16 protein-coding genes and 1 riboswitch are annotated in these 16,534 nt (G+C 58.0%); of the genes, 5 read left to right on the top strand and 11 right to left on the bottom strand.

The window, feature by feature from the left end; translation table 11 throughout:
* Positions 1–95: 95 nt before the first annotated feature.
* From AC2FGE_RS04255 to AC2FGE_RS04245, 3 genes are read right to left on the bottom strand one after another with little or no spacing between them, the layout of a single operon-like run.
* Positions 96–1,709 carry an AMP-binding protein gene (locus AC2FGE_RS04255; RefSeq protein ID WP_496817955.1) on the bottom strand — a complete coding sequence of 538 codons (1,614 nt, stop codon included), beginning with the start codon at positions 1,707–1,709 and terminating at the stop codon, positions 96–98.
* 16 nt (positions 1,710–1,725) lie between these two features.
* A complete protein-coding gene (dmdD, locus tag AC2FGE_RS04250; protein ID WP_496817954.1) occupies positions 1,726–2,535 on the bottom strand; it encodes a methylthioacryloyl-CoA hydratase in 810 nt (269 codons plus the stop codon).
* Between the two features lie 22 nt (positions 2,536–2,557).
* Positions 2,558–4,321 carry an acyl-CoA dehydrogenase family protein gene (locus AC2FGE_RS04245; RefSeq protein WP_496817953.1) on the bottom strand — a complete coding sequence of 588 codons (1,764 nt, stop codon included), beginning with the start codon at positions 4,319–4,321 and terminating at the stop codon, positions 2,558–2,560.
* A 207-nt stretch (positions 4,322–4,528) separates the two neighbouring features.
* Here AC2FGE_RS04245 and AC2FGE_RS04240 point away from each other — a divergent pair, with 207 nt between their 5' ends.
* The 5 genes from AC2FGE_RS04240 (at position 4,529) to nrdF (ending at position 9,509) form a co-directional block, all read left to right on the top strand.
* Positions 4,529–5,458, top strand: a complete 930-nt coding sequence (locus tag AC2FGE_RS04240) for an AraC family transcriptional regulator (protein WP_496817951.1) — start codon at positions 4,529–4,531, stop codon at positions 5,456–5,458.
* A 34-nt stretch (positions 5,459–5,492) separates the two neighbouring features.
* Positions 5,493–5,685, top strand: a riboswitch (cobalamin riboswitch).
* An 83-nt stretch (positions 5,686–5,768) separates the two neighbouring features.
* A complete protein-coding gene (nrdH, locus tag AC2FGE_RS04235) occupies positions 5,769–5,990 on the top strand; it encodes a glutaredoxin-like protein NrdH (RefSeq protein WP_039530729.1) in 222 nt (73 codons plus the stop codon).
* Between the two features lie 3 nt (positions 5,991–5,993).
* Positions 5,994–6,419, top strand: coding sequence for a class Ib ribonucleoside-diphosphate reductase assembly flavoprotein NrdI (nrdI, locus tag AC2FGE_RS04230; protein ID WP_496817950.1), 426 nt, complete (start codon positions 5,994–5,996; stop codon positions 6,417–6,419).
* Positions 6,401–8,524: a class 1b ribonucleoside-diphosphate reductase subunit alpha gene (gene nrdE / locus AC2FGE_RS04225; protein WP_496817949.1), complete on the top strand. Its 2,124-nt coding sequence runs from the start codon at positions 6,401–6,403 to the stop codon at positions 8,522–8,524. Before nrdI ends, nrdE begins: the two co-directional genes overlap by 19 nt.
* Before the next feature lie 13 nt (positions 8,525–8,537).
* The gene (nrdF, locus tag AC2FGE_RS04220) at positions 8,538–9,509 is read left to right on the top strand and encodes a class 1b ribonucleoside-diphosphate reductase subunit beta (protein WP_496817948.1); all 972 of its coding nucleotides are present in this window, start codon (positions 8,538–8,540) and stop codon (positions 9,507–9,509) included.
* 43 nt (positions 9,510–9,552) lie between these two features.
* On the opposite strand, the gene AC2FGE_RS04215 is transcribed toward nrdF, so the two are convergent.
* From AC2FGE_RS04215 to AC2FGE_RS04180, 8 genes are all read right to left on the bottom strand, one after another.
* On the bottom strand, positions 9,553–10,248 hold the full coding sequence (locus AC2FGE_RS04215; RefSeq protein ID WP_496817947.1) for an RraA family protein: 696 nt from the start codon (positions 10,246–10,248) through the stop codon (positions 9,553–9,555).
* Positions 10,245–10,940, bottom strand: a complete 696-nt coding sequence (locus AC2FGE_RS04210) for an alpha/beta fold hydrolase (RefSeq protein WP_496817946.1) — start codon at positions 10,938–10,940, stop codon at positions 10,245–10,247. The genes AC2FGE_RS04215 and AC2FGE_RS04210 overlap by 4 nt, the downstream gene beginning before the upstream one ends.
* The gene (locus AC2FGE_RS04205; protein WP_496817945.1) at positions 10,937–12,058 is read right to left on the bottom strand and encodes a cobalamin-independent methionine synthase II family protein; all 1,122 of its coding nucleotides are present in this window, start codon (positions 12,056–12,058) and stop codon (positions 10,937–10,939) included. Before AC2FGE_RS04205 ends, AC2FGE_RS04210 begins: the two co-directional genes overlap by 4 nt.
* A 9-nt stretch (positions 12,059–12,067) precedes the next feature.
* Positions 12,068–12,670, bottom strand: a complete 603-nt coding sequence (locus AC2FGE_RS04200; protein ID WP_496817944.1) for a class I SAM-dependent methyltransferase — start codon at positions 12,668–12,670, stop codon at positions 12,068–12,070.
* Positions 12,667–13,626 carry a cupin domain-containing protein gene (locus tag AC2FGE_RS04195; protein WP_496817943.1) on the bottom strand — a complete coding sequence of 320 codons (960 nt, stop codon included), beginning with the start codon at positions 13,624–13,626 and terminating at the stop codon, positions 12,667–12,669. Before AC2FGE_RS04195 ends, AC2FGE_RS04200 begins: the two co-directional genes overlap by 4 nt.
* A gap of 150 nt (positions 13,627–13,776) precedes the next feature.
* Positions 13,777–14,751: a nuclear transport factor 2 family protein gene (locus tag AC2FGE_RS04190; RefSeq protein ID WP_496817942.1), complete on the bottom strand. Its 975-nt coding sequence runs from the start codon at positions 14,749–14,751 to the stop codon at positions 13,777–13,779.
* Positions 14,748–15,767 (bottom strand): LacI family DNA-binding transcriptional regulator, encoded by a 1,020-nt coding sequence (locus AC2FGE_RS04185; RefSeq protein ID WP_496817941.1) that lies wholly within the window; start codon positions 15,765–15,767, stop codon positions 14,748–14,750. The genes AC2FGE_RS04190 and AC2FGE_RS04185 overlap by 4 nt, the downstream gene beginning before the upstream one ends.
* A complete protein-coding gene (locus tag AC2FGE_RS04180) occupies positions 15,767–16,534 on the bottom strand; it encodes an SDR family NAD(P)-dependent oxidoreductase (protein WP_496817940.1) in 768 nt (255 codons plus the stop codon). Before AC2FGE_RS04180 ends, AC2FGE_RS04185 begins: the two co-directional genes overlap by 1 nt.

Genomic DNA, 16,534 nt, shown 5'->3' with positions numbered 1-16,534 from the left:
CTCCCCAAGGCCGTGCGCTAGGGCAGAGAGGCCTACGTTCTCCCTCCCGGCCTATGGCGTCACAAGCCACCTCGGGCTACCAGTTAGCGTCAGCGTCAAAGCTTCAATGCTTTGACGCGTTCGCGTAGCTGGAATTTCTGGATTTTGCCGGTTGAGGTCTTGGGAAGGATCTCAAAAACAACCGCTTTTGGGGCTTTGAATCCAGCCAGATGATCGCGACAGAAGGTGATGATGTCCTCGGCGTTTGCCTCGGCCCCGTCGCGCAATTCGATAAAGGCGCAGGGGACCTCTCCCCATTTCTCATGCGGCATTGCAACCACGGCGGCGGCCTGAACCGCGTCGTGGCGATACAGCACCGCTTCGACCTCAACCGATGAGATGTTTTCGCCGCCCGAGATGATCACGTCTTTCAGCCGGTCGCGGATCTGGATGTAACCATTCTCATGCATCACAGCTCCGTCGCCGGACCAGAACCAGCCGTCCTCGAAGGCATTCGAGGACGCCTCGGCGTCTTTGTAATATCCGGCCATGACCGTGTTGCCCCTAATGGCAATCTCACCTTGCGTGGCACCATCGCGCTGTACCGGCGCGCCGCTGTCACGGTCGATCACCGTGACCTCTTCGACCATCGGAAAGGCGATGCCCTGTTGGGCTTGCAACTCGGCCTGTTCCGCTGGGCTTAGATCGTTCCACTCCTCCTGCCAGAGGCATTGCGAGATGTGACCGTAAGTCTCGGTCAGACCATAGACCTGCATGACGTCAAATCCCATCGCGCGGGTCTTTTCCAAGACCGAAGGGGGCGGAGGCGCGCCTGCGGTCAACACGCGGATCGCAGGTTCAAACGGGGCGGCGTCGCTTTCGGCTTCGGCCAGCATTTGCAGCACGATGGGGGCGGCACCGAAATGGGTCACACCATGGGTGCGGATCGCCTCCAGAACACGGTCTGCGACGGGCGCGCGCGTAAAGACAACCGTACCTCCTAGCATTGCCATCAGCCAGGGATGCCCCCAGCCGTTGCAGTGGAACATCGGCACGACGGACAGGTATACCGGATAGGGCGGTATCTGCCACGCGGTGCCCGTACCCAACGCCATCAGGTAAGCGCCACGGTGGTGATACACGACACCCTTGGGGCGGCCAGAGGTGCCCGAGGTGTAGTTCAGCGCAATTGCGTCCCACTCATCTTCGGGAAGATTTATCGGCAAGGGCGGGGCCGCGGTCAGCGCCTCATAGGTCTGGCCACCGAGGCTTTCACCAGTGGCCGCAGGATCGGCGATTTCGACCACAGGTATTGTGCGACCCAGCAGATCAAACGCTTTGGACAGAAGCGGCACCAGTTCCCGGTCCACGATCACCAGCTTAGTGTCCGCATGGTCCAGGATATAGGCGATGGTTTCGGGCTCGAGCCGGGTGTTGAGCGTATTCAGCACCCCTCCGGTCAGGGGCAGGGCAAAATGCAGCTCAAACAGTTCCGGGATGTTCGGGCTGAGGACCGAGACCGTATCGCCCTTCTGCACGCCAAGTGTTGCCAACCCACTAGCCACCGCGCGAATACGGGTGGCGGTTTCCGCCCAGCTTCGTCGGATGTCACCATAGATAACGGCCGTGCGCACGCCGTGCAGGGATTCCGCGCGGCGCAGGAAGGACAAAGGTGACAAAGGCACATGGTTGGCCCGTGTCTTCTGAAGAGCTTCGAAATGGAGGCGCATCCGGGTCCCGCCTGTCTTAGCTGTTGGGCCGCACGCGGGCGGCGGTTTTGTTGGCAAAGGCTTCCAGCCGTTCGCGGGCAGCAGGTTGGGTGTTGACCACGCCACCGACCACGGCTTCGGCATAAGCTGCATCCATGCCGGACATGTTATTCAAGTGGCTGATCGCCGAACAGATTGCAAAATTGGTCAGAGGTAGGTTCTGTGCGATTTGCTCGGCCAGTTCCATTGCCTTGGCCATGCTGCCGCCGTCTTCAGTGATGTACTGCGCCAGTCCCAGATCGACGGCCTCCTGCCCCTGGTAGACGCGACCGGTCAGGATCATGTCGATCATGCGGTATTTGCCGATCATGTCCGATACGCGGATGGTTGCGCCTCCGCCCGTGAAAATCCCGCGCTGACCCTCGGGCAAGGCGAAATAGGTGCCGGGGTCGATGACGCGGATATGGGCGGCGCTGGCAAGCTCCAGCCCGCCGCCAACCACCGCGCCTTTCAGGGCGGCGATGATCGGCACACCACCATATTCCATCTTATTGAACGCCTCGTGCCAGCGCAGGCAGACATGCATGAAGTCATCCGGGCTGCGGTCGGCTTTCCAGTGTTCGACCAGATCAAGCCCCGCGCAAAAGTGATCGCCCTCGCCGGTCAGCACAACAGCCCGAACGTCGGCCATACGTGCGCCGCTGAAAAAACGGATCAGCTCCTCGATCGTTGCCACATCCAACGCATTGCGCTTGGACGGGCGGTTCAGGGTCACAACATAGAGGCCGTTGTCACGCTCGGAAATCGCGAGGTTCTCATAGGTGGCGGGGTTCACGACATCATTCATGAGTCAGATCCTTATAAAGGCGTTATTCAGGGAAGTCCGCGTCAAGCAAGCTGCGCGCGCCGTGCAGAATGCGGGCGTGTTCGGCGCTGCATTCAGGCAGGATGTGCAGGGCGAAAAACAGCGCGGTGGCGATCTTTTGTGTCATGAACTCGGTGTCCTGTCCCGCTGCTAGGGCTGCCTGCGCGGGGGTGATGCTTTTGGCCAGTTTCCAACCTGCGGCGAGTGTACCTGAAAGCATCAGAAACGGAACCGAGCCCGCAAAAGCGGCGTCGATATCTTTGCGGCTACTATCAAGCAACCACTCCAGCGCTTCCTCAAACACGCCGCGTGCCTTTGCTAGGCTTGCGCCGATGACCTGCGCAGTAGCATCGCCTTCTGCCAGCTCGGCCTCGGTCGCCGCAATGCGGGCGGCGAACCGGCGGGCGGTCTCGCCCCCGTCGCGCATGACCTTGCGTCCCAGAAGGTCGTTGGCCTGAATGGCGGTGGTACCTTCGTAGATCGGTAGAATACGGGCATCGCGGTAATGCTGTGCGGCGCCGGTTTCTTCGATGAAGCCCATGCCGCCGTGGATCTGAACCCCCTGCGAGGCAACCTCGACCGCGCGTTCCGAGCAGAAGCCCTTGACCAGCGGAACCATGAACTCGGCCAGAGCGGCGATCTCCGGGTCTTCCTGATGGTGTGCGATGTCCAGCAACCCGGCTGTGGCCGCCGCCATCGCGCGACCACCCTCTGTCAGGCTGCGCATCCGCATCAACATGCGGCGCACGTCGGGGTGTTCGATGATCGCCACCGCCTCCTTGACCTGACCATTCACGGGGCGGCTCTGGACCCGGTCCCGCGCATAAGTCAAGGCGCGCTGATAGGCGCGTTCTGATGTCGCGACGCCCTGAACACCGACGGAAAAGCGCGCGGCGTTCATCATGATGAACATGTATTCCAGCCCGCGGTTTTCCTCACCGATCATGAACCCGATGGCGTCCTTGTATTCCAGCACAGCAGTCGGACTGGCGCGCACGCCCAGCTTGTGTTCGATGCTGACACAGTTCACCGAGTTCTCGGCCCCGACCGAGCCATCCGCAGCCACCATCTTCTGAGGGACAATGAATAGGCTGAGACCCTTCGGTCCCGCAGGTGCATCAGGCGTGCGCGCCAGAACCAGATGTATGATGTTCTCTGTCAGGTCATGCGCACCATAGGTGATGAAAATCTTGGTGCCAGAAACGCCATAGCTGCCATCCTCGCGCTGCACCGCCTTGGTCGAGACGCGACCCAGATCGCTGCCCGCCTGCGGTTCGGTCAGGTTCATCGTGCCCGACCAACGCCCGGCAATTAGCGGCTCCAAGTAGGTGGCTTTCTGCTCATCCGATCCAGTCAGCAGTAATGCCTCGATCGCGCCATCGGTGAGCAGTGGGCATAGGCCAAAGCTCATATCGGCAGCATTCAACATCTCAACCGCCGCTGCGCCAACGGTTTTCGGAAGACCCATTCCGCCGTACTCCACTGGATGGGTCAGGGCCTGCCAACCCATTTCGACGAATTGTGCATAGGCTTGCGCGTCCCCTTCAGGCATCGTCACCCGCCCATTGTCGAACCGGGCACCCAGCGTATCGCCGATATGGGACAAGGGTGCGATTTGTTCACTGCAGAACCGGGCGTAACCCTCCAAAGCCGCGCCAATATCCGCCAGATCATAATCCGCATACACCGCCATCGAGGATACCTGGTCCCAATGAGACAGGTGTTCAATACAGAACATCAAATCCTGCACGGGCGGTTGATAGGACATGCCTGTTTCCTTTCGACGACTATGGTTTCACGTCATGTATCTACGCGAAGACTTGCAGATAAGCTCATATCTTGACAAGATTGTATCCGATTACGCCAATTCGAAGCCGTTATGACCCGTCCTGACCCCATCTCTCTGACCACCGTATCAGCGGGTTTTATCCAGGATTGGCTGGACGCTCTTAGTTCGTGTTGCACACCGTCGGTAATGCGTTCACTTCTTGCGCGCTCGGGGCTGCAACCTGGCTCGATGGCATCGACCCAGCGCGTTACCCTGAATGAAATCGCACAGCTCTATCAGCTGGCCGCGCCCGAGACCGGCGACGAAATGATGGGGCTGTGGAGCCGCCCAATCCGGCCTCGCGCCCTGCAACATCTGGTGACCGTGCAACGCGAAGCAAGCAGCCTGACCTCGGCCCTGTATCGGTACTCGACATTCTGGAACCTGTTGCTGGATGATTTCCGGCTGGATTTGCACTCAGAGTCTGATCAGGTGGAGCTAAAGCTGTTCCCTTATCTGAATCACACTCGCGCGCACCGCTTTGGTCATATGTTGATCCTGAAATTGGCGCATGGGCTTTTGTCCTGGCTCAGCGGGGCAGAGACGCCGGTCAGAACTGTGCACTTTGCCTTTCCCCGCCCCGATTTCGCAGCCGACTATGCCGTGGTGTTCCCCTGCCCCGTTGAATTTGACGCGCCGCAGACAAGCATTCTGTTCGACCCGAATGAGTTTACGCGCCCGATTGCACGCAGTTCTTCCGAAGCCTCTGTATTCCTTCAACGCGCACCCCTTGATTGGATTTTCACCAGCTCACGTGCGCATACCAGCAGCCTGCGGGTTCGCGCCTTTCTATACGGCGCGTCCTGGCAATCCTGTCAGTTGCCGGATGCTGCTCAGGCCCTGAAAATGACACCACGTACGCTGAACCGGCGGTTGAACGAAGAAGGCACATCCTTTCAGGATATCAAGGACGCGCTACGCCGTGACATCGCCATAGGTGCCCTGCAACAGGGACAGGATAGTATCGAGCAGATCGCCTATGACACCGGCTTTTCAGCCCCAGCAAATTTTCACCGGGCCTTTCGGAAATGGACAAGCCGGACGCCCGGGTCGTACAAAAATAATCTCATCCCATAGCGACGCTATATATTGACATCAACCGCCTGACAGACCCAATATAGTGTTGCTTCGGTTCTTTCGATTCATATCGGAAGCTAAGAGGGAAACCGGTGGAAAACCGGCGCTGCCCCCGCAACTGTAAACGGAGAGTTCGGCTGAACACGCCACTGAAAGCGTGCTTTTGGGAAGGCCAGTCCGAACGTCGATCCGCAAGCCAGGAGACCTGCCGGGCGAGACTGATAACCACGAACGGAGGGTTCGGGGGCGTGATTGGGGCCTGTTTAGCCCTTGCGTCCTCGACTTTGAACTAAAAAGGACAGAGGACGACATGAGCATTACCGTATATTCTAAACCCGCTTGCGTACAATGCACCGCCACCACACGTGCACTGGATGCCAAAGGTATTTCCTATGACGTCGTTGACCTGACCGAAGATGACAGCGCCATGACCCATGTGACCGAGCTGGGCTATCGTCAGGCCCCCGTAGTTGTGGCAGGCAGTGATCACTGGTCGGGTTTCCGCCCCGACATGATCGCCCAACTGGCCTGACCCATGACTGCGCCGCTCCCGGCGCTGGTTTATTTCTCATCGAAATCCGGAAACACCCACCGCTTTGTTTCGCGGCTGGGCCTGACCTCTTTCCGCATTCCGAACGGAATGGACCCGCTGTCTGACCCTGGACACCCCTATGTGCTGATCAGCCCCACCTATGCCGATGGCGAAGGTCGTGGGGCGGTTCCAAAACAGGTGATCCGGTTCCTGAATGATCCAGGCAGACGCGCCGGGATCGTCGGAGTGATCGGCACAGGCAACCGCAATTTCGGTGCGACCTACGCTTTGGCTGGTCGCATCATTGCCCAGAAATGCAACGTACCGCTGCTCTATTCGTTTGAGCTGGCCGGAACAGAAACTGATATCGCCCGCGTCCGCGCAGGGCTGGAAAAACTAGGGAGACATCTATGCTCGACAGCAGCGTAAACGAGCAAGACTACCACGCGCTGAACGCGATGCTGAACCTCTATGACGGCGAGGGGAAGATCCGGTTCGATGCCGACCGTATGGCCGCGCGGCAGTATTTCCTGCAGCATGTGAACCAGAACACGGTGTTCTTCCACTCGCTGGATGAAAAGCTGGGGTATCTCGTGTCCGAGGGCTATTACGAAGTGGCCGTTTTGGACCAATATTCCAAGAACTTCATGCGTAAAATCTGGGATGCGGCCTATGCCAAGAAATTCCGGTTCCCAACCTTTCTGGGCGCATTCAAGTACTACACCTCCTACACGCTGAAGACTCGCGATGGGCAGCGCTATCTTGAACGCTATGAGGATCGTGTTGTCATGACCGCGCTGGCGCTGGCGCGCGGGGATGAGGCGCTGGCGATGTCGTTCATGGAAGAGATCCTCGAAGGCCGTTTCCAACCCGCCACGCCCACCTTCCTGAACGCAGGCAAAGCCTCGCGCGGAGAACTGATCTCGTGCTTTCTGCTGCGGCTAGAGGACAACATGGAAAGCATCGGGCGTGGCATCAACTCCGCCCTGCAACTGTCTAAACGCGGCGGAGGTGTAGCACTGTTGCTGACCAACATCCGCGAACATGGCGCGCCGATCAAAGGGATTGAGAACCAGTCCTCGGGCGTGATCCCGGTGATGAAACTTCTGGAAGACAGCTTTTCCTACGCCAACCAGTTGGGCGCGCGGCAGGGGGCGGGTGCGGTGTATCTGAACGCACACCACCCGGACATCATGCGCTTCCTCGATACCAAGCGCGAAAACGCCGATGAGAAAATCCGCATCAAGACGCTGAGCCTTGGCGTAGTGATCCCCGATATCACTTTCGAGTTGGCGAAGAAGAATGCCGATATGTATCTTTTCTCGCCGCATGACGTCGAAAAGGTCTATGGCGTGCCGTTCTCGGAAATCTCGGTGACCGAGAAGTATCACGAGATGGTCGATGACAAGCGCATCCGTAAATCCAAGGTCAACGCGCGCGAATTCTTCCAGACAATTGCCGAGATCCAGTTCGAGTCTGGCTACCCTTATGTAATGTTCGAAGACACGGTGAACCGGATGAACCCCATAGCGGGCCGGATCAACATGTCGAACCTGTGTTCCGAGATTCTGCAGGTGAACGAGGCGTCCGAGTTCAACGATGACCTCAGCTATTCCCATCTGGGCACGGATATCTCGTGCAACCTCGGCTCATTGAACATCGCCAAGACGATGGATGGCGGTGATCTGGGCCGCACCGTCGGGGCTGCGATCCGCGCGCTGACGGCAGTGTCCGAGATGTCGGCGATTGACTCGGTGCCGTCGGTGCGTCGGGGCAATGATGAAAGCCACGCGATTGGTTTGGGTCAGATGAACCTGCACGGGTTCCTTGCCCGCGAACACATCCACTATGGCTCGTCTGAGGGGGTTGAGTTCACATCCGTTTACTTTGCCACCATGGCCTATCACGCGATCCGCACCTCTTGCGATCTGGCGCAGGAGCGCAAGGCATCGTTCAAGGGGTTCGAGAAGTCCGACTACGCCTCAGGCACCTTCTTTGACAAATACACCACCCGCGATTGGCTGCCCGAAAGTGAGCGGGTCAAGGCTCTGTTCGATGGCATGACCCTGCCCACGCGCGAAGACTGGGCAACGTTGAAGACCGATGTGATGAAGCACGGCCTCTATAACCGCAACCTTCAGGCGGTGCCGCCAACCGGGTCGATCAGCTATATCAACAACTCGACCTCTTCGATTCACCCCATCGTCTCGAAGATCGAAATCCGGAAAGAGGGCAAGATCGGCCGCGTCTACTATCCGGCAGCATTCATGGACAATGACAACCTTGAATACTACCGTGATGCCTATGAGATCGGCCCCGAGGCGTTGATCGACACTTATGCGGCGGCGACCGAACATGTCGATCAGGGCCTGTCGCTGACCCTGTTCTTTCCGGCCGAGGCCACGACCCGCGATATCAACCGTGCGCAGATCTATGCGTGGAAGAAAGGCATAAAAACCATTTATTACGTGCGTCTGCGCCAGGAAGCCCTCGAAGGGACCGAGGTGCAGGGCTGTGTATCCTGCTCGTTGTAAGGGGCCCGTGACAATGAAAGACATGATCCAAACCAAGATCCCCCGCGCCATCAACTGGAACCGGCTGGAAGATGACAAGGACCTTGAAGTCTGGAACCGACTGACGGTCAATTTCTGGCTACCAGAGAAGGTGCCGCTGTCCAACGACATCCAAAGCTGGGCCACGCTGACGGACCATGAAAAGCAGCTGACAATCCGCGTCTTTACGGGCTTGACTCTACTGGACACGATCCAAAACACGGTTGGTGCACCTGCCCTGATGCCCGATGCTGTCACTCCGCATGAAGAGGCCGTGCTGACCAACATCGCCTTTATGGAAGCGGTGCACGCACGCAGCTACTCTTCGATCTTCTCGACGCTGTGTTCGACCAAGGAAATCGACGAAGCCTTCCGCTGGTCCGAAGAGAACCCGCATCTGCAAGCCAAGGCCGAGGCGATCCTGAAAACCTACGCGCCCGGCAACGATCCGCTGAAACGCAAGATCGCGTCGGTGTTTCTGGAAAGCTTTCTGTTCTATTCGGGCTTCTATCTGCCAATGTATTGGTCCAGCCGCGCCAAGCTGACCAACACCGCAGACCTGATCCGCCTGATCATTCGGGATGAGGCCGTGCATGGCTATTACATCGGCTACAAATTCCAGCGCGGCTACGAGAAGTTGTCCGAAGCTCAACAGCAGGAGCTGAAGGACTATGCCTTTGGCTTAATGTTCGAGCTTTATGGGATTGAGAACCAGTACACCGAGGAACTTTATGATGAGATCGGCCTGACTGAGGATGTGAAGGTCTTCCTGCATTACAATGCCAACAAGGCGCTGCAAAACCTCGGGTTCGAAGCGCTGTTCCCACCCGAAGTCTCTGAGGTGAACCCGGCAATTCTGGCCGCCCTCAGCCCGGACAGTGAAAACCACGACTTCTTCTCGGGCTCCGGCTCCTCCTATGTCATCGGCAAGGCGGTTGCGACCGAAGACGAAGACTGGGATTTCTGAATCAGACCGGGCAGCGCAGGTTCAGGACTGATTGGTCCTGAACCTAAGTCCGCGAGGCCTCAAATGCCGCCCAAGCCGTTTCAAAGGCTTCAAAATCAAACCCGGTAGCGCGTGCCGGTGCCAGGATCAGTCTCTCGGTTTCCAATAGCTTGATGATTGCCTGTTCCAACTGGCCCACGACCTCGGGCGGAATCACCAAAGCGCCGTGGCGGTCAGCGTGGACAAGATCGCCATTCTGAATCTCTAGGCCGAATATCGACACCGGGGTGCCGATTTCGCGCACATGCACGAAACCGTGGCTTGGCCCGATTGACCCGGCTACAACCGGGAAATCATCCGGCAGATCACCCAGATCACGCATCACACCGTTGGTCAGCGCACCGCTGATGCCGAACCCTTTGTGGACGGTGGTATTGATCTCGCCCCAATAGGCGCCGATGCAGTCGGGATAATCAAGGTCTTCAACCACGGTAACAGCCGGGCCAGTTCCGGTTGCCATATGTCGATAGTAGTCCATCCGGCGTTGGCGGATCACCTCGGGCAGTTCTGTCGGCGGATTCACGGCGGCAATCTTTGCAGTGCGGGCGTATCCGACCATGGGTTTGGCATCGGGGTCCGAACACAGCATGGTTCCGCGGGTAAACGCGTTGAACCCACGCTTACCCTGCGCCGCTTCAATCGCGTTGCAAACCGTTGGGGTATCGACCGATCTGAGCAGGTCCAGAAGGGTTTGTTTCATATCGCCTCCAACCAGCGGGCCACAGCCGCTGTTGTTCTCTCGGGTTGTTCCAATGTGGGCAGGTGGCCTGCATCTTCGATGACCTCCAACCGGCTTTGGGGCATCATGCTATGCATCAACTCGTGGCGCGAAACCGGGCAGAGCGTATCCTCGCGCCCGCATAGCACCAGTGCCGCACCCTGAAAGGCCCGCAAGGTCGCGCTTTGATCCGGGCGATCTCGAAGCGCCTTGGATTGATTGACAAAAACCTCAGGCCCAAGGTCGGACGCCATTTCCATGCACAGGTTCAGAATTGCGCTACGATTTGGGCCATCCGTCAGGTAATTAGGCTTCATTTCCTCGGCCATCACCGCGCGCAACTGGCCACGCATGACGGCGTCGATCTGAGGTTGGCGTCTGACTTTGACCTCATCTTTTTCCGCCAATGGGTTGGTGTCCAACAGGGCCAGCCCGCAAACCCGATCCGGGGCCTGACCCAGAACCTCCATCGCCACAATCCCGCCCATGGACAGCCCCGCCATGGCAAAGCGCGGGGGGGCATATGACAGCACTTGCGCGGCCAGATCCTCCACCGTGTCGCACGCGCCAATCGGCGCGACTACAATGGGTCTGTGCCCTGACAACGCCGCGATCTGCGGCGCGAAAAGGCGCGCATCGCACATCATGCCCGGCAATAGAACAAGAGGGGTCATTTGAGCAGGGAAACCCCTTCGGACAGCGCCCCAAGCTTGGCGTAGGCAATGTCGGGATCCACCGCACCAAACCCGGCGAAGGTCCCAAAGCCGCAATCCGATCCGGCCACCACACGATCAGCGCCAACGATATCAACAAAGCGCTGGGTACGTTGGGCAACCACTTCAGGGTGTTCGACGAAATTGGTCGTGGTGTCGACCACACCAGGCACGAGCACCTTGTCGTCCGGTATCTCATCCTTACGGTCGCGGAACACGGTCCATTCATGCGCATGGCGCGGGTTCGAAGTTTCAAACAGCACATAGCGCGATTTGGTGTTCATCAGCGTTGTGAACACCTTGTCCATGCCGATGTCGCAGCAATGCGGCCCTTCGTAGTTGCCCCAGCAAATATGCACGCGCACTTTGTCGGCGGGCAGGTTTTGCAGCGCATGGTTCAGGGCCTCGACATGCATATCGGCAATCTTGACGAACTCTTCGTCAGAAAGATCCGTGAACAGCATATGGCGAGACAGGGCCAGATCGGGGCAATCCAGCTGCAGGTCCAGACCGGCTGCAACGATGGTTTCATACTCCTCCTTCATCGCATCGGCGAGCGCGGACAGATAGGCCTCGCGCGTGAGGTAGAAATCATTTTGCAAAAATAGCGAGATCACGCCGGGGCTCGCCGCGTTCATAAACCCTCGATCAACCCCGTGCTGCGCCATCGCCGCCTTTAGGTTATCGATATCCTTCTGCAACTCTCCCTGCCCTTTCGAGCGTACCTCGCCCACGCACATGGGGCGGGCATATTGCGGGGTGCCACCATCATCGGCCAGTCGTCTCAGAAAGCCCGGAAACATCTTTAGGTCCGCAGGTGCGTTGCGCGGGCTGTCACCGGCAAATCCGGTGTAACGGTCTTTGACATAGGTCGCATATGAGATTTTCGAGGTCTCGCCATCTGACACAATATCAACGCCGGCTTCGGCCTGTTTGCGAACGGTTTCAGCCACCGCTGATGTCATGCACGCATCAAATGCGGCTTGGTCAAACTCCTGTTCATTCTCTCGTGCGAAGATGAAATCCACAACCTCCTGAGATCGCGGCAGAGACCCGACATGTGTTGTTTTGACGGTCATGAAACCTCCTTAGATCTTGCGTGCCATCAGCACGGTATGGCTTTGGGTTTCGGGATCTTTTGCCAGAAATCCGCTTAGGATCATCCCGTTGTCTTCGAGGCACGTGGCATAGCCCGCCGGCGAAAGCGATGCGTGATATACAAGTTCGCCACCGACGGCTCCTTGTTCCTCACCTGCGCTGGGGCCGACTGTCAGCATCAAAATACCCCCGCTGCGCAGATGTCGCGCCATTCGCGCGATGCAGGCTTTTTGCTCGTCCGCCGTCAGGTGGAAAAAGCTGTTCCAGGCAATGATCCCGTCGAATCGTTGGCTGAGTTCGAAGTCGCGCATGTCGGCCTGCTGCCAATCACCATCGGGCCAGCGGCTTCGGGCGATGTCCAGCATAGCCTGTGAAAAATCAACACCCGTGACGTTGAACCCCTCGGCCATGAACCAACGCGCGATTGGCTCGCCCGCACCGCACCCAAGGTCCAGCACATGATCGCCGGGTTTTAGGCTGGCGGTGAAGCGCGCTAGCCAGCGCGCTTCGAACAGGGCCCGCGAGCGTTGCTCGTCATAGGCCCTGGCCTGCCGTTCATAGACGGCATGGGTATCGTCGGGGTTTACGGTCATTCAACCCAGGTGGCCCCTGCCGGATCATCGGTGGCGGTGATCCGATACAGGCCCGCTTGCCCGGTCATGGACGGCGCGACGCTGTAGGTTTCACCGGGCAAGACCAGCGCGGTATCACCATTGGACAATGTGGCCTCAACATCATTGATCGTGATCCGCCAATGGCCGCTTGCGGGCATCAGAACCACCGGTTTTTCCGCATTGATCGGGTCATTCACGGCCGATCCGCGGGCCAGGAAATCAACCTCAAATCCCGGCTTGTCTTTGATCAGGCCGTTTTCGCCAATCACCTCCGCAGGCTCATTGGCGGACAAAGCCATCAGGTCCCAATACCGGGCGACGTATTTGCCTATCACTTCCTCGACCGGAACCTCTGGGTAAGCCTTCAGCTCCTCTTCGTTCAGCAATGGCATGGGTTGCACGTTATGGGGCAATTCCTCGCCCTTCTTGCTATCATACAGCACGCCGTTATTGCCCAGCATCAAACCATGGGCCTGTGCATCTTCGATGACCTGCGGGGCCCATGTGACACCGCCACCTGCATCGTCGCCGCCAAGGATCGACATGATCATGCCGTAGTCCTGACCCACATTTTCGAAGCCACGAAAGATACCGGTCGGGATGTTGAAGATATCACCTTCTTCGGCGATGAACTCACCCGCCGTACCGTAACGACCCCAAAAGAACCGCCAGCGGCCCTTGGCGACAAAGAACACCTCAGCGGTAGTGTGGCTGTGCAGCGAGTTACGGCATTTCGGCGGTTGCCCCGCTGCGCCGATATTGAACCCGATCTTGTCGGTGATGTGGACGTGCTGATCCGGGCTTTCCGAAACGCCACCGCCCACAATGGTAAAGTTCTCTTTCTGGTCCGAGCCCGGCGTATGGGCGTCAATAAACGCGGTTTTGCAGGGTTGCAACTCGCCATAGCGAACGATGCGGCTTTGAATTGTACTCATGTCTGTCTTCCTTTTGTTTGGGGTTTCTGGTTCAAAACCCCAATCCCCGGCGGGCGGTTATTCAGCCTCCGCGCACGCAGACTGGCCCGATGGGCGTGGTAGCGCCGCATCGACTGTCGTGCGTCCAAATTTGACATTAGATGTCGCATGTTACAGATCGCCGGTTTTCAACAGAATTTGCTTCCAGACAGATGTTTCGTCGAACAGAGTGTATTCACGGCGCAGACCCCAGGGGCCAAATTCGGCATGGCTGATGCCAAGGATAAAGACCTCAGCGCCGGTTGGTTTGCCGAACACACCCCAACCGTCATGGGTGCCGTGCAGGGTCCATCGGATCGCTGCGCGCGGGGGCATCATGGGGTCCTCTCGACCGATCTGATGCTGAATTGAGAGGTCAGCATTCGGGAACGAGGCGCGCAAACCCATCCAGAACCGATCCACCGGCGCCCAACTGTGCCCGGTTACCCCGCCGGGATATTCCGACTGAACGGCCCGGTCGTATTCAGCCTCAACCGCGGCCATATCCGCGTTCATGATCCGGCTGAGGATATCGGCGTATTTCTCACCCCACTCGTTGTCATTGCCGGAACCCTTGTAAGGCCCTGGCTGCTCATTTGCCGGCGTATAAGGTTGCACGCAGACTTCGGGGCCGCCCTCGCGTGCGATCAGATCGCGGGCATAGTCCTTTGGATCCCAACCCATTTGCTGCACGATCGCGCTTTGATCCCGAACCAACCATTCATCGTCGATCTTGTTGTTGATCGCGTGACAATCAGCCAGGATGCGATAGACCAGTTTCTTGCCTGTTGCATTACCATAAACACCATTGCCCAAATGGGTCGCGGTCGAAATAATGCGGTGTGATGACAGCATCCCCTGTTCCGGGGTGCCTGACCAGATGACATCTTCACCCAGAAGCGTGCGATCGGGAAACTCGGCCAGCGTTGCCATGGTCGCAGCAATCACACCCTGATTGCCAACGACCACGGAACCCGGGGTGCGCACAACGATATCTGTACCGTAGTAATCATGCAGCGTGGCAATGCAGCGATCTTCCCAGATCTCCTTGGTGATCCCGAGTATATAGTCGGGAAAGTCTTTGAATTTGGGATCAAACCCCTTCATGTTTTCCATCCTTCAGGTATGCGGGCAGACCCGCGAATGATCAGCGGTCCGTCAATCTTAAGCTGTCTGGGTTCTATTTGCGGATCGTCAATCTTGCTAAGCAATATGTCCACGGTTTCGGCCACCATGCGATTGGCAGGCTGGCGGACTGTCGTCAGATCATAGCTGGGCCAGGCCGCAACAGCGACGTCATCATACCCCACAACGGACACGTCTTCGGGGATCTTCAGACCAAGTTCGAACCGCAGCGTATCCATCACGGCAATCGCCATATGATCGTTGGCCACAAAAACGGCCTCGGGCGGGTCCGAGGCAAACATCCGGCGCGCAGCCTCTTTCGCCTCTTCTGTGCCAAAATTGCCAATCTCACGGCTGTGGAGTGGTATACCTGCCCGATGCAAGGCGGCGGTAAACCCGGCTTCGCGATCTCGCTGTGTCGAGGCGCCTTCCCACCCGGCGATATAGCTGATCTTCTTGTGCCCGGCGGCCAACAGGAACTCGGCCACTTTCCTGCCACCGGCCAGATTGTCCGAGGTAACCGATGACATCGACGGATCGTCCTGACCCCGGTTGAACAAGACCATGGGCACCCCGGCTGACTGGCAGCGCGCAGACAAATCAGATGAGAGCGCGACCGAGGCTGCGATGATCCCATCCACCTGAAAATCCAAAATTTCCCCAACAACCTTGTCTATGTTCTGCGCCGAGTTGGATGCCATGAAAACCAGCGCATGATAGCCGCGTTCCTGCAACGTGTTGGTCAGTTTCTCCAACGCTTCCGGGTAGAACTGGTTGTTGAGATAAGCGACCACAAGCCCGATAATCCGGCTTTTGCCTGACACCACCGCGCGGGCCAGAACATTGGGCCGGTATCCCAATTGGTCGGCCGCTTTGCGGACTTTTTCGATTGTTTTGGCGGATGCGGATGCACCGGGAGTGAATACACGACTGACGGCGGACTGGCTTACACCGGCCAGCCGCGCAACATCCATCGATGTGACTTTTTGCACTGCCATCAATCCGCTGTCCAACCTCCATCCACCATAAGTGACGTTCCAGTCACCAACCCCGAAGCATCGGAAGCCAGATAGACAACTGCACCCATGATATCTTCGATTTCGCCCGGACGGCCCAATTTGATCTTGTCCAGAATCCAGGCGCGCTTGTTCGGGTCCTCAAAAGTTGGGCGCGTCAGATCAGTCAGAATGAAGGTCGGACAAATGGTGTTCACGCGGATTTTGGCCGGGCCCAACTCCAACGCCATGGCCTTTGTAAAACCCTCGACCGCGAACTTTGTCGCGCAATAGACCGCACGCTCGCGCCCACCGACATGACCCATCTGGCTGGAGATATTGATCAGCGAACCGGGGCGCCCTGCGACCAACAATCCTTTGGCCACGGCCTGCGTCAGAAAATACGCGCCTTTGACGTTGATATTCATGACCGCGTCGAAATCTTCGGTCTTCGTGTCGACCGCCTTGCTGTGACGCGCCGAACCGGCGGAGTTCAGCAAGATGTCAAATGGGCCATATTCAGCCACGGCTCCAGCAGTCGCCTCTATATCGGTTACGTCCAGTTCAAGTACATCGGCAGACCACCCCCGAGATGTCATCTCAGCGGCAATCTCTTGCAATGCGTCTGTGCGACGCGCGGCCAGTGTCACCTCGGCCCCGTGTTCGGCCAATGCCACAGCGCAGGCCAGGCCAATGCCTGAGGACGCTCCGGCAACCAGGGCGCGTTTGCCGTTCAAATTGAAGCTGGGTGTTGTGGGGAATTGTGTCAT

Source organism: Ruegeria sp. YTSA075, assembly GCF_059610245.1.
This window is presented reverse-complemented; position numbering and strand designations above follow the sequence as displayed.